General features: G+C 60.0%; 12 protein-coding genes. 9 read left to right on the top strand and 3 right to left on the bottom strand.

What is annotated here, in order from left to right:
- Positions 1–416: 416 nt before the first annotated feature.
- Complete coding sequence (locus OKW38_RS37185) at positions 417–851, bottom strand: MarR family winged helix-turn-helix transcriptional regulator (RefSeq protein ID WP_429334610.1); 435 nt, start codon at positions 849–851, stop codon at positions 417–419.
- Positions 852–1323: 472 nt separating this feature from the next.
- Between OKW38_RS37185 and OKW38_RS37190 the strand changes: the two genes are divergently transcribed.
- Together OKW38_RS37190 and OKW38_RS37195 are read left to right on the top strand one after the other, a co-directional pair.
- The gene (locus OKW38_RS37190; RefSeq protein ID WP_090810060.1) at positions 1324–3258 is read left to right on the top strand and encodes a chloride channel protein; all 1935 of its coding nucleotides are present in this window, start codon (positions 1324–1326) and stop codon (positions 3256–3258) included.
- A complete protein-coding gene (locus tag OKW38_RS37195) occupies positions 3242–3496 on the top strand; it encodes a hypothetical protein (protein WP_184067236.1) in 255 nt (84 codons plus the stop codon). The genes OKW38_RS37190 and OKW38_RS37195 overlap by 17 nt, the downstream gene beginning before the upstream one ends.
- Before the next feature lie 28 nt (positions 3497–3524).
- On the opposite strand, the gene pal is transcribed toward OKW38_RS37195, so the two are convergent.
- The gene (pal, locus tag OKW38_RS37200) at positions 3525–4022 is read right to left on the bottom strand and encodes a peptidoglycan-associated lipoprotein Pal (RefSeq protein ID WP_429365371.1); all 498 of its coding nucleotides are present in this window, start codon (positions 4020–4022) and stop codon (positions 3525–3527) included.
- 352 nt (positions 4023–4374) lie between these two features.
- The gene (locus tag OKW38_RS37205) at positions 4375–4653 is read right to left on the bottom strand and encodes a hypothetical protein (RefSeq protein ID WP_143037191.1); all 279 of its coding nucleotides are present in this window, start codon (positions 4651–4653) and stop codon (positions 4375–4377) included.
- Positions 4654–5170: 517 nt separating this feature from the next.
- On the opposite strand from OKW38_RS37205, the gene OKW38_RS37210 reads away from it, so the two are divergent.
- The 7 genes from OKW38_RS37210 (at position 5171) to OKW38_RS37240 (ending at position 12595) form a co-directional block, all read left to right on the top strand.
- Positions 5171–5557 (top strand): hypothetical protein, encoded by a 387-nt coding sequence (locus tag OKW38_RS37210; protein ID WP_184069008.1) that lies wholly within the window; start codon positions 5171–5173, stop codon positions 5555–5557.
- Between the two features lie 531 nt (positions 5558–6088).
- The gene (locus tag OKW38_RS37215) at positions 6089–7345 is read left to right on the top strand and encodes an ABC transporter substrate-binding protein (protein ID WP_090805956.1); all 1257 of its coding nucleotides are present in this window, start codon (positions 6089–6091) and stop codon (positions 7343–7345) included.
- 116 nt (positions 7346–7461) lie between these two features.
- Positions 7462–8331 (top strand): branched-chain amino acid ABC transporter permease, encoded by an 870-nt coding sequence (locus OKW38_RS37220; protein ID WP_429365372.1) that lies wholly within the window; start codon positions 7462–7464, stop codon positions 8329–8331.
- Between the two features lie 53 nt (positions 8332–8384).
- Positions 8385–9278, top strand: coding sequence for a branched-chain amino acid ABC transporter permease (locus OKW38_RS37225; protein WP_244168782.1), 894 nt, complete (start codon positions 8385–8387; stop codon positions 9276–9278).
- Positions 9275–10024: an ABC transporter ATP-binding protein gene (locus OKW38_RS37230; protein WP_184068999.1), complete on the top strand. Its 750-nt coding sequence runs from the start codon at positions 9275–9277 to the stop codon at positions 10022–10024. The genes OKW38_RS37225 and OKW38_RS37230 overlap by 4 nt, the downstream gene beginning before the upstream one ends.
- Complete coding sequence (locus OKW38_RS37235; RefSeq protein ID WP_090805950.1) at positions 10021–10749, top strand: ABC transporter ATP-binding protein; 729 nt, start codon at positions 10021–10023, stop codon at positions 10747–10749. Before OKW38_RS37230 ends, OKW38_RS37235 begins: the two co-directional genes overlap by 4 nt.
- A 244-nt stretch (positions 10750–10993) precedes the next feature.
- Positions 10994–12595: an APC family permease gene (locus tag OKW38_RS37240; protein ID WP_184068996.1), complete on the top strand. Its 1602-nt coding sequence runs from the start codon at positions 10994–10996 to the stop codon at positions 12593–12595.
- Positions 12596–12636: the final 41 nt, after the last annotated feature.

Raw genomic sequence — 12636 nt, forward strand, 5'->3', positions numbered from 1 at the left:
AGTAGACACGCGAAGGAAGTAAATATTTTTTAGCGCACGATAGGGCATTTAGCAAGGCACTTTGGCCACCTGTCGAACGTGCCGCCGAATCGGAAGGCGCGTCCAGTGCGGCTGCGCACGAAGCGGCGAGCGGTGGCCGCTGAGGGGCGTCGAGCCGCTCGCGTCCATCGGAAAATGTCATCCAGCGGACTTCGCGCCACAGGCGCCGCTCCTGGCGTGACAAGTACGATCGCCCCAATTAAGGCAGGCCTGAAAGCCTCTGGCGCGTCCGTGCGAGGGTAATCACCCATTAGCCCAAGCGGTCTTGGATGTCTTGAGAATGGGTCGGACGGACACGGGCTAAAGGGCTGGCACGCGGAGATCGTCGCTGGCGCGCCGGCCGTCGACGAACGCTCATCCCTGGCGCCGCTGCAAGATCACCAATCTGGCGATTTGGCCGCTGCGCCAACCAGTGGTGTCTGTTGAACCTGAAACTGCCCCAGCGCCCAACCGAATGACTCGATTTCCCGCTTGTGCAGCATCGCGAGCTTCAACAGGCACCGCTCGCCTTTTTCCGTCAGGTGGACCTGCACGAGTCGCCGGTCGGAAGCGTCGGGGCGACGCTCGACGAACCCGGCGGCTTCGCAGCGGGACACGAGCGCCGCGGTGCCGTTGGGCGCGGCCTGCAACCGTTCAGCCAGTTCGCCGATACTGGCCCAGGAGCGCTCGGGAAATCCCCTGACGTGAAGGAGCATCTGATATTGCAGAGGCGTGACTCCTTCCGCGTGAGTAATTTCTTCCGAATACCGCAGGAACCTGCGTAACTGGTAACGGAATGCCGACATGGCTTCGAGATCCTGCTTGTTGGGCATGCCGACCCGGATGTGCGGTGATGTTTGCTTCACTTTGCTACCTGTCTCGTTCGGAACATGGACCAGGCGCCTGAAACCGGATTCTCTGCAGCCTTGCTGAAATCCTGTTGCTCTATCGCAAAGCGCACCGGCAATGCGGCGTGACGGGGTGACAGCGCAAAATCGTATCAGATGGATTGCGTGCCCGCGCCGGATCTGGATGCGGTGAACGGTGGGTGTTCCGTATCGCCACGACCATCAAGGTTGGTGAACACGCGTTGATAGGACTATAGTGCATGGCACGGCATGACATGATTGCCGAGGCCTGTCTACCCGGTCGCACCGACCGATTCAGGCGGGCGGTGCGATGTTCGATCATCCCCCAAGACCGCTCGGCTTCTTTCTGCGTGGACCTTGTATTGCGTGCATGGGACCGCTCGAGGCTCCCGCGCCGAACGATGACGCGGTGTTGTCATGCGAGGAGAAGCGGGATATGGCCCCCACGAAGCTCGACGGCAAGGAAGGAGATTCGGCGCCTCCTGAAAACGCGCAAGAAGTCGTGAAGCCGCTCGACCTCTATCGCATGAGCATGCTGGGGTTCTGCCTCGGGATCGTGACCGGTTTTGGCGCGGTCGTGTTCAGGATGCTGATCGGCACTATCCATAATGCGGCGTTTCTCGGACGCCTTTCGCCGCTCTACGACGCGAGCCAGTTTACCCCGCCGTCGCCGTGGGGCGCATGGGTGATTCTTGTGCCGGTAGCAGGCGGCTTCGTGGTCACGTGGCTGGTAAGCCGCTTCGCACCGGAAGCAAAAGGGCATGGCGTGCCAGAAGTGATGGACGCGATCTATTTCGGGGGCGGCGTGATCCGTCCGGTCGTGGCGGTCGTCAAGTCGCTCGCATCGGCGATCGCGATCGGCACCGGTGCGGCGGTGGGCCGGGAAGGTCCGATCATCCAGATCGGTTCGGCAATGGGCTCGACGCTGGGTCAGTGGCTGCGGATGCCCGCCAGTCAGCGGATCATTCTCGTTGCGAGCGGCGCGGGGGCCGGCATTGCCGCGACGTTCAATACGCCGATCGGCGGCGTACTGTTCGCGACCGAGCTGATGATGCCGGAAATCAGCGTGGGGACTTTTCTGCCCGTCGCACTGGCAACGGGCACCGCCACGTTCGTGGGACGGCTGTTCTTGGGCGGAGCAGCGGCTTTCCTGGTTCCCCCTCAGCTCGGAGCGCTCGATAACCATCTCGCGAGCGGCTTCACGCTGCTGCTTTACGCGCTGCTCGGGGTCGTGGCCGGCGTGGCGGCCGCGTTTCTGATTCGCGGATTGCACTGGGCGGAGGACGCCTTCGATCGCGTTCCGGGGCGTTTTGCGCGCCACGCGCTCGGCATGCTGTTCGTCGGCGTAATGATGTATCTGCTGATGCGCTACGCAGGCCGCTACTACGTGGAAGGCGTGGGCTACGCAACGATCCAGGCGACGCTCAATGAACAGTTGCAAGGTGGCCTGTTCCTGCTGCTGCTTGCGCTGTGCAAGATGGCCGCGACGTCGGTTAGCCTCGGCTCCGGCTCGTCGGGCGGCGTGTTCTCGCCGTCGCTGTTTATCGGCGCGACGTTGGGCGCCGCGCTGGCGTCCCTGTTCCATCTGCTGGTGCCGGCCGCTCCGGTCAGCGTGCCTGCATTCGCGATGGTCGGCATGGGGGCGGTGGTCGCGGGCGGCACGGGTGCCGCGATGACGGCAGTGGCGATGATCTTCGAAATGACGCGCGATTACGACATCGTGCTGCCGATGATACTTGCGGTTGCGTTCAGCATCGGCACCCGCCGGCTCCTCTCGCGCGAGACGATCTACACGATGAAACTCGTCAGGCGCGGTCATGTCATTCCAGATGCGTTGCACGCCAATATGTTTCTCGTGCAGAACGCGGGGGCGATCATGGAGGCCGACATACTGGTGCTCGACGTGGAGGTCCCGTTTCGCGATCTCCTCGATCGCATGGGCGTCGCGCCGTTCCGGCACATCGTCGTCACGAAGGCAGGCATGCTGTACGGCGTGCTGCGCATCAACACCGGCCTGCGCCGCGCGGTCAGCCATGACAATCCGACGGTCACGATCGGGCAACTCGCGAATCGCAACTTCATCGTCGTGAAGCGATCCGATGCGGCGTTCGAAGTGATCAGCGAACTCCGGCAGCGCCGCGCGGTGATGGCGGTGGTCCTCGTCGATGCCGCTGTCGATGGCGCGTTCGACGTGTCCGGCGTGATTGCGAAGGAGCATATTGCGGACGCCGTCGCCCGCAGTATCGATATTTTCCAGCCCCGGGCTCGCGGCAGGACCGCCACGCCGATGCAATCCGTGCGCGTCAACGACGCTTCGTATGCCGTGCACGGCAGGGGTCTCAAGGTGAGCGACCGTGAAGCTGAAAACTGAGTGGCGGACGTTGCGCGAGCGGCTCAAGGCCGCGGTGCACCTTGCGGATTCCGGGAGTACACGGGAAGACCGTTCGCCCGACGCAACCCCCGACCCGCGCGAGTGGGTGATCGTCTATCGCACCGAGCGCGGGTTCTGCTGCATGTACCGGGGCGAGCCGGTCGAATTCGACGAGATGCTGGACGTGCAGATATGGTCGGAGGAAGAGGACGTGCGGCTCTGGTACTTCGGGCTTTGAACTGGTCCGCGCGTCGTGCGCTGCGCGATTAGCGGTACACCAGGTCGGCGCGGCGATTCTGCGACCACGACGCCTCGTCGTGCCCCAGCGCAACCGGTTTTTCTTTGCCCAGGCTGACAGCTTCCAGTTGCGTCCCGGGCACGCCAAGCGTTTCCAACTCACGCATGACGGCCTGCGAGCGCCGCTCGCCCAAGGCGAGATTGTATTCGGTGGTGCCGCGCTCGTCGGTGTTGCCCTGTATCAGCACATGCTGGGACGGATGCCGGCGCAGATAGTCCGCATGTGCCTGGAGTAGCGCCTGATAGTCATCCCTGACCGTATAGCTGTCGAAATCGAAATAGATGCTTCGCTTTGCAAGCGGACTGTTGGGATTGTTCAGTGCGTCGATCGTCGAGGGACTGGTACTGAGCGCCGACGCATTGGCAGCCTGGCCGCTCGATGTGACCGTTTGCGGCGTTTTCGTTTCATGACATCCGGCGAGCAGCGCGAGCATCACGAACGTGAGCCGGATCGTGCATTTTTTCATTCTGTCTCCCAGAAAAGTGACGACGTGGAGCAGGGCAGTACGTCGAGGGAAGCGACGTCTTGAAGTCTATGTGGCGTTTGCGTGGTGTGCCTCCGTATTTTCCCAGGCGATGCCGCCATCGGAGCAGCCGCCGTTATCTCGCGAAGGTCATCTGAATGAACTCCTGCCCTGTTCCCCCTTCCTGGTTTTCCGAAGAAGGTGCAGGAATCGCTTGAATAAATGTCACAACGTGCTTATCCTAGGGGCTAGTGGTGTGGGACCTGGCGTGCCGATATTGCATGTTATGGCGTATGGTCCGTCAGCAAGCCCACTCGTTTTCAGGCGACAGAAGGCGATTCCCCTCCGCCCAGCTTCACGGCTGGGCTTTTTTTTCGTTGATCCCTATCTGACGTTGAATCCGTCTGCCACTTTCTTCCGCATCCTGGACAGAAGATCGCTGCAACATGTTCGGCGGCTTTGGTTCCACTATGGAATCTTCTGGGTGGGCCCGTTGGTCACCGCTCTCGTCGCAGTGCTGGAAGCGCATCTGATTGATGCAGATTGTGACATATTGCGGCGTGCCGACGATCCACGTCGGCGCATCGCTGATGCTTAACCTGCGGCACTTCCATCCCGCGCGATTTCGGACCATCCGCTACTCGCCGTCGCGGTGCTGCTGATCGGCGTCATCTCCGGGTTGGCAAGGCCTTCGTGATTGTCATCGCGATGATCAATAGGAACGCACTGGTCATTCGCTGATGGCGACCGCGCTGATTGCCAGCCGCATTTCGAGGGTTTTTGCGCCACCACTTTGCGAGGCACGGGCGGAGCGTTACAGATATATCGGCATGTAGTACTGGATTTCGGATGGGCCGCTTTGAGGCGAGCGTTGCCTTGCGACATCCATACAATGAAGTTGTTCATGGCATATGCGCTGAGTTTGCGCAAATTGTCGGACAGAGGCTGGGACAAGGCATGCGCGGCCGCTGCGGGGCCATATCCGATCATCGGGGTAAGCACCGGGTACGGGATCCATCGGTGCGCTGCACTCGCAGATAGGGAGTAAACACAGATTTATTTGGCAGAGGCCACCCGCTATCATGCAGCGACTGTGCCGTGAGGCGGCAAGTTCCAAACGTCTGAATTCTGAAGTGACACAGCGATCATTCATGAAGTCTGCGCCAGACTCATCAAAACTCCTTCGCAAGCTCACCAAGGCCGTGCTGTTGGTCGCGACAGCCATTTGCGGCAGCGTGAACGCGATGACAGGTGATCGTATGCTGGACGAGTTAGTGCCGCTGGATTCCTCTGGTCCATGGGCCAAGATGAGGTCTTCGAGCAGAGGCTCGACCTCTGAGGCAGTATCCTCTCCAACGACACCATGGTATCCGGAGCGCGCCGATCCGTATTCCCGGTCTTCTTTGGCGGACATATCGCTGGCAGCGCACGGCGAAATCCTGGCGTTTGACGATGCATACACGCCGTCACGTAATGCGTTTGGCGCAGGAAGTTTCGCACTTAGCGCATTGGGTTTCGGGGCTTCGAGCCTCGATTAATCATCTCAATCGCGGTAGCGAGGGCCGTGGCTGGTCTTGCCTGATTGCGGAGGGGAACTCACCCATTCGAAATCGGCCATCTCTGTAACGGACGCCGCGCACGAAACGCCGATGTGGTCCCACAATTTCGCGTTCGCTTTGGCGCAATCTTTGACAAGCGGATCGGTTGCGAGCGCGACCACTGCCTACGATGCTGCCAGATCTCCCAACACCCGGCGCGAGCATCGGAGTTGTTCCAGATGCCTCAATAGAGGAAGGATTCTTCAGAGTGGAGGTTTTCCCGCGTCTCTTTCATGCGCATCCCGGGACATTTACTGAAGCGCTTTACCCGCGTACCGCGCCGGTGTGCGTTGAATCACCGCGATAGACCGGCTGGCACTCAGACGTTTCGTTACATCTGATGGAATTATGTCATATCGTGCACTAACATTTGATATGCGTTGGAAATCCGAAGCGTAGAAATCGGAACCAGCTTTCCCAGGAGGAGAGCGCGAGCATTGCTCGGACGTGTCCATTCTGTGGGAGACCGAAATGGGAAGACTATCGACCGCGGGCCGACGGCATCGCCGGCTCGTACTGAAGGCTGCTGCCGCAGCCGGAATTGCGCAGATCGGCGCACCCTTCATCATCAAGGCGCGCGGAGAGGTTCCAATCAAATTCGGGCTCGACGACCCGCTGACAGGTACCTATGCCGAACTCGGCAAGAACGAGCAAATGGGTTGCGAATACGCGATCGATCAGATCAATGCGCGCGGGGGCATATTGGGTCGTCCGGTTCAGCTCATCGTGGAGGATTCCACCAGCGCGGATACTGGCGCTGCTGTACAGAAGGCGCGCAAGCTGATCGAACGTGACAAGGTGGACTTCCTGCTTGGCAATGTCAACTCGGCCATGGCGCTTGCGATCGGGCAGGTTTCAAACGAATTGAAAACACTGCATATCGTGACGGGTGGGCATACCGACGCCGTGACCGGTAAAGATTGTCACTGGAACGTCTTTCGGGTCTGCAATACGACGAGGATGGAAACCAACTCGGTATCGAAGGTCCTGTTCGACCGGTACGGAAAAAAATGGTTTTTCATCACTCCAGATTACGCATTTGGCCACACCTTGCAACTCGGCTTCGAGGCGAGCCTGAAGAAGTTCGGAGGGGTGGAGGCTGGAGCCGCGTTGGCGCCGCTTGGCACCACCGACTATTCGTCATATTTGATCAAGGCGCAGGCTGCCGATCCTGACGTCATCCTGTTTCTTACCGCAGGTCAGGATGCTGTCAATTCGCTTAAGCAGGCGGTGCAGTTCGGCCTTAACAAGCGTTTCCACATCGCCGGGGCGCAGCAGGAACTGGAGGTGCTCGAGGGCTTGCCGCCGGATGCGCGAATCGGTACGTGGGTATTCGAATGGTACTGGGACCAGCCCAACGTACCCCACGTAGCGGAATACGTGGCCGGCATCCGTAAGAAGGCCGGGAGAGTGCCGACTGCCAGACACTGGTTCGGGCACGTCGCTGTCAATAGCGTTGCACTCGTCGCTAATCAGGAGAAGACGCTTGACGCGGTGAAACTGGCGCGGGCGCTCGAAGGCTTCAAGTTGCCGCCGGACGTAGGGCTGATGCCGGACACACCGTTCTATCGGGCCGGCAACCATCAGCTCATGCCGGATCTCTATGTGGGACATGCGGTAGCGCAGGGACCTAGACCTGATGATTTATTCCACGTCGATCAGCTGGTAAAGGGCATCGACGCGGCGCTGCCGGTCAGCGAAACCGGCTGCCGTCTCACATGGGCATGACCGGTTCGGGGAGCCAGACAGGGGGCTGAGTGCCTAATGATGTCGCGCTGCCGCAACTGCCGCGCGACCGATGAGCCGGGACATCGGAAGCGGACGTCGGCAGCACAGGTAACGGTATGACGCAATTGATCCTGTTCAACGTTTTCAACGGTATCGTCATTGGCGCGTTTTACGCGCTAATGGCGCTTGGCCTGTCGCTGATCCTGAATCTGAGCGGTGTCATCAACTTCGCGCACGGCGGATTCCTGGCAATTGGCGCTTACCTCGCCTACACGATCATGCCGTATGTCGGCTTTTGGGCTGCGCTTGTTATTGCCCCCTTGCTGACGGCTGCTCTCGGACTGCTGATCGAGCGGGTACTGATTCGCCGGCTGTATGGAAGAGATCCCCTATACAGTCTGCTGCTCACGTTCGGGCTCGCGTTTCTGCTGCAGGACGGTAGCCGCTATATCTGGGGGCCTCAGACATTGCCATACCAGATTCCGGACGCGCTGAACCGGCCATTGACGTCCTCGTTCTTCTTTCTAACGGGCTATCGTGTGTTCATGGTCGTTCTGGTTGTGATCGTCGTGGCGGCGCTCTTCATGTTCCTGAAGTTCACTCGATCCGGCATTCGTATCCGCGCTGGTGTCGGAGACCTCGAAACGGTCGCGACACTGGGCGTGAATGTACGGTGGCTTCGCAGCATGAATTTCGGCCTCGGCATCTTTCTCGCGGGGCTGGCTGGCGTACTGGCAGCCGGCATGCTCGGACTGCAACCGACCATCGGTGATTCGCTCATCATGCCGAGTTTCGTTGCGATCATCGTCGGGGGACTGGGCAGCCTGCCGGGTACGCTGCTCGGCGGCATTCTCATTGGCGTCGCTTCTGGCCTGACTTCTGTCTTTTTCCCGTCCGCGACCGAAGCGATGATTTACGTCCTGATGGGGCTAGTGCTGCTCGTACGTCCGCGCGGACTGCTGGGTGAGGAAGGGAGGGTCCAGTGAGATCATCACTGCAACTCGCGGGGAATGCGGCGGTCTGGCTGGCGCTCGCAGCCATGCCGTACTGGATCACCTGGCTCGGCGGCTATACGGCACTTGGTACACGCGTAGTAGTAATGGCATTGGCGGCGATGGCGCTCAATTTTCTACTCGGTTTTACTGGCGTGTTGTCGTTCGGTCACGCGGCATATTTTGGTCTCGGCGCGTATGGCGTTGGTATGACGATCCGTTATCTGGTGCCGAATACGCTGCTTGGTATCGTCATTGGGGTCGCGGCCGGCACGCTGGCGGCGGCGCTCATCGGCGCGCTGATTGCCAGGCTTCGGGGCGTCTATTTCGCGATGGCGACGATCGCATTCGGCCAGGTGTTCTACTTCGTCGCCTTTCGCTGGAACGCCGTGACTGGCGGCGACGATGGGCTCTCCGGATGGCATCGCATGCCTCTCCACTTTGGCCAGCAGAGAATCGACATTCTTGGCAACAGCACCGTGTTTTACTATTTCGTTCTGCTTTGCTTTGCCGTGTCGGTTGCCGTCATGACTGCGCTGTTGCGCTCTCCGTTTGGCCGTACGCTTCTGGCGATACGCGAGAACGAAAAGCGGGCGCGCTTCCTGGGGCTGCCGGTGGAGCAGCATATCTGGCTGTCGTTCGTGATCTCCTGCTTTTTCGTGAGTTTTGCCGGTACCTTGTACGCGCTGCTCAATAACTTCGCCGATCCGCATGATCTGCGGTGGGACCAGTCAGGCGATTTTGTGATCATGGCCGTGCTGGGGGGAATGCGCTCGTTGTGGGGACCGCTGATCGGCGCGGCCGTCTTCGTGCTGGTTCAGGATTACATCTCCACACGGACTGAGAACTGGATGTCGTTTATCGGCCTGCTGTTCATCCTCGTCGTTCTGTTCTTTCCCCGTGGCGTGCTGGGCATCCGGACGGGCGGGGTGCGTTCATGAGCCTGCTCGTAGTCGATCACGTATCTCACCGGTTCGGCAATCTTCGCGCGGTTAGCGATGTTTGCCTGACTGTGGAAGCCGGTGAGCTTCGCGCGGTAATTGGACCTAACGGTGCAGGAAAGACGACGTTCTTCAATCTGATCAGTGGGTTCTTTCCGCCTACGTCGGGGCGTATCGTGTTCGACGGACGCGACGTGACCCGGCTTGCGCCTCATCGCCGCGTTGCCATGGGAATGGCGCGGACTTTCCAGATTACGGAAGTTTTTCCTGAGTTGTCCGTTCGCGATAATCTGCGGATTCCGGTCGAACTTCGGGCCGGGCACAGGCTCTCGCCGTGGCTATCGAGGGCGGCGCGCGCGACCGTCAACCAGCGGCTGGAAGAATTGCTCGTGCTCGGCGGACTCGAGCAGCGTGCGCGCCGGTTGGTGGGCGAGCTGTCGCTTGGCGACCAGCGAGCCACGGAAATCATCATGTCGCTCGCACTCGAACCCAGGCTCCTGCTCCTCGACGAACCGACCGCGGGGATGGGAGATCAGGAAACCTACGACGTGACGCGACTGATACGACGCCTGCACCGCGATCGATCGCTGACGATGATTCTGATCGAGCACGACATGCGCGTCATCTTCCAACTGGCACAGCGCATCATGGTGCTCGCCGAAGGCAGGATTCTGGCAGAAGGAACGCCGGAAGAAATCACCGGCAATCAAGCCGTGCAGGCAGCCTATCTGGGAACAGCAAAATGAGTGCCCTGGTTGCCGAGGGACTGCAGACCTGGTACGGCAAGAGCCACATTCTGCATGGCGTATCGGTGGACGTTGACGACGGCCAGATTGTCGCCCTGGTAGGGCGCAACGGCGCCGGCAAGACGACAACCATGCGAAGCCTGATGGGATTGACCCGGCCACGCGCGGGAAGGGTGAGCATTCTAGGCCGCGAAACGACCGGCTGGCCGCCAGACCGGGTCGCGTCGCTCGGTGTCGGATATGTGCCGGAGGGTAGGCGCATATTCGCGGGTCTCAGCGTGGAAGAAAATCTGCTTGTGCCCAACGGGCGCACCGGTCCTTGGACGATCGCACGTGTGTTTGAGCTTTTTCCCCGGTTACGCGAGCGTCGGAACAGCAAGGGCCGGCAACTCTCCGGAGGGGAGCAGGAAATGCTCGCGATCGCACGCGGCCTGCTGCTCAACCCACGCGTACTGCTTCTCGATGAGCCGTCTCAAGGTCTCGCACCGCTGATGGTGCGGGAAGTGTTTGATGTTATCGTCAGAATGCGCGCCGAAGGCATGTCGGTGCTTCTGGTTGAGCAGAACGTTCGAGCGGCTGTCGAGATTGCCGACGCGGCTTGCGTGCTGGACGATGGTCGGGTCGTTTTTTCCGGATCCGCGCGAGAACTTGCGCGCGACGAAGCTCGTGTGCGTACTCTGGCCGGGGCCAGTGCGAGCGATTGGCGCATGCTCGACGATGCTTGAATCGCATGAAGCCATGCACGAATTTGAAATGGCACAGTGTGAACTAACGCTCGTCGAAGCGCACGGGCATTTCCAAGCCCTTTAATTGTCGCTTCGGTTCACGGCGGGAATTTTATCGCCGTTTATGCGGTCGAAGCGTTCAGGATGAGCCGTTCATGTATGACGGTGCGCGGATGCGCACCGCCTCTTTCGCGCAACGCCGGTTCAAAAACCGAACTCCGGGGCAGGCGCAAGGAGACCAGAAATGAGCACGATTTCCGACCTGACGCTGTCGGGCAAACTGCGTCGCGATGCTGGGATAGTGGGGTTGCTGTTCGCAAGCACCACTAGCATGATTGGTTCAGGGTGGCTGTTCGGCGCCTACCATGCATCGAGAATAGCCGGTCCGTTGAGCATAGGCAGTTGGGCGCTCGGCGCTGTCATCATCATGCTGATTGCGCTATGTTTCGCGGAGCTTGCCGCCGTTTTTCCTCGTAGTGGGGCGCTGGTTCATATGAGCCACGCGAGCCATGGCGACGGACTTGGAAGGTTGTGGTGCTGGCTGCTCTTCCTCGCCTATGTCCCGGTGCCTGCAGTCGAAGCCGAAGCAATCGTCACTTATGCAAGCAACTATCTGCCATGGCTGATCCGTCCTGGCTCCGCCGGGGTGCTGAGTTTGGCGGGCTTCTTCGTGTGCGCCGGTTTGCTCGGAATCACCGCGCTGCTGAATCTGATGGTGATCAGATGGCTGCTCAACGTCAATTCAACCATTACGTGGTGGAAAATTCTGGTACCGATACTGACCATCGTTGGCTTGATGGCAGCGAGCACCCACTGGGATGTCGTGCGTGCGGCGCCTGACACCTACAAGCTCTCCGGCATGTTCACGGCACTTCCCGCAGCAGGTATCGTTTTCAGCTATTTGGGCTTCCGTACTGCGATCGACCTCGGCGGCGAAACGGCCAATCCACATCGCGACATTCCGCTAGCCGTGATTGGCTCGGTTGTGCTCGCTGCAGTGGTTTACATCATGTTGCAAGTGGCCTTTATCTGGGCGCTGTCGCCGGTCGATCTCGCGCACGGATGGGCACACCTCAGCTTCAAGGGGGAAATGGGACCGTTCGCTGGACTTGCCGCGACGCTCGGGCTCGGCTGGATGGCGACGCTTCTCTATATCGACGCCTATATATCGCCTGGAGGCACGGGGCTGATGTATGTAACCGGCGGATCGCGCGTCCTCTTTGCTACGGGCGAAATGGAGGCCGGTCCCCGCGTGCTGACAAAGCTGAACCGCAACAAGGTGCCATGGCTGGCGGTTCTCGTGATGTGGGTGGTTGGCACCATTTTCCTGCTGCCGTTTCCTGCATGGCAGAAGATGGTCGACTACATTACGTCGGTTACGGTGCTGACATATGGTCTTGGTCCGATCGCGTTGCTGGTGTTACGCCGTAACCTTCCGGAACTGCATCGTCCATTTCGCATGTGGGCCGCGCCCGTACTGGCGCCAGCCGCATTTATCTGCAGCAACCTCGTAATATATTGGACTGGCTTTGCAACGAACACCTTTCTGTTTGCGCTGGTGGCGATCGGTTTCGTACTCTACGCGGCGTACTACCACATCGTCTTGCGCAAAGCTGCGAAAGACTTCGGCTGGAACAACATTGCGTGGCTGTTGCCGTGGTTTGGGGGCATCTGGTTATTGTCGTGGCTCGGCGGCATCGGTGGCGGACTCGGTGTGATCGGATTCGGTTGGGACATTCTTCTAGTGGCGCTCTGGAGCGTGATCGTGATGAGGCTCGCAATGCGCTGCGCGTTGCGCGTCGAGCAGACGCGAGCAATGATGGAGCGAATGGACGCGACGAGTTGACTGGCAACGCCATCGTTCAGCGAGGGAGGAGTCAACGGAAG

Source organism: Paraburkholderia sp. MM5496-R1 (genome assembly GCF_050436205.1).
In the GTDB taxonomy this organism is placed as follows: domain Bacteria; phylum Pseudomonadota; class Gammaproteobacteria; order Burkholderiales; family Burkholderiaceae; genus Paraburkholderia; species Paraburkholderia tuberum.